Here is an 843-nt window from a genome sequence, read left to right as displayed (position 1 = left end):
CACCCTGCTGGCTCACGCCGTACCCCAGGAAAAGCCCAAGGACAGGCTTTTCCTGAGCCAGAACCTGGCGATATCCACGTCCCGCAGGCGCTCGCCAACTTGTTTACGGTTCCTTTACAGCTCTCCTGGTCCACCCGGCCGATGCCCTGTTAGGCTTTCCTGGAAGCCGCAAGCAATGCCGAACCGAGAAGTGCAGACCTCGCCCGCACGAGCGATACCGTGGGCGATCCGCGGGGAAGGCACTCATGACGTTTGTCGTCACGTCCGCATGCATTGATGTGAAGGACGCCGCGTGTGTGGGCGAGTGTCCCGTTGACTGCATCTACGAGGGCGACCGGAAGCTGTACATCCATCCGGGCGAGTGCATCGACTGCGGGGCGTGCGAGACGGCCTGCCCAGTTGAAGCGATCATGAACGCCAAGCTGGTGCCGGCGGCGGAGATCGAGTTCATCGCGGACGAGGAGCGCTTCTTCCACACGGTTCTACCAGGTCGGAACACACCCGTCGGCGATCCGGGCGGCGCGGGGAGGCTAGGCCCGGTCCGGGCCGACACCCCTTTCGTCGCGGGGTACGGACGCTGACGGCACAGACCGCCGGCGAAGGCTGACGCGGCCACGGCGTCAGCGGGACCGCCGGCTCACGGCCGGTGCCCAGGACCACCCCCGTCCGGGCACCGGCCTTTCAACGCGAAAAAGCCGCCGGCCGGCCGCGATAAAACGCGCCCGCCGGCGGCTTTTCGCCGTGCCGGAATCCCGCCGGTGAGACGAACAGGTCGGCTCCACATTCAGCCGAAACGAAAACCTCGCCGGCACGGAGGCATCGCTGGCACGAAAGCGCCGCCGA

The 843-nt window shown here is 66.5% G+C and carries 1 protein-coding gene; it reads left to right on the top strand.

Annotated features, from left to right (window positions below; genetic code table 11):
• Positions 1-245 precede the first annotated feature (245 nt).
• Positions 246-581, top strand: coding sequence for a ferredoxin (fdxA, locus tag MXD58_RS25890; RefSeq protein WP_248838492.1), 336 nt, complete (start codon positions 246-248; stop codon positions 579-581).
• Positions 582-843: the final 262 nt, after the last annotated feature.

It is taken from the genome of Frankia sp. AgKG'84/4 (assembly GCF_023242965.2).
In the GTDB taxonomy this organism is placed as follows: domain Bacteria; phylum Actinomycetota; class Actinomycetes; order Frankiales; family Frankiaceae; genus Frankia.
The sequence above is the reverse complement of the archived record's forward strand: the minus strand, read 5'-3'. Positions and strand labels throughout refer to the sequence as shown.

What these genes read in the sequence shown, in the direction of transcription:
- fdxA (WP_248838492.1), top strand. Translation starts at nt 246, where the DNA reads ATGACGTTTGTCGTCACGTCCGCATGCATTGATGTGAAGGACGCCGCG.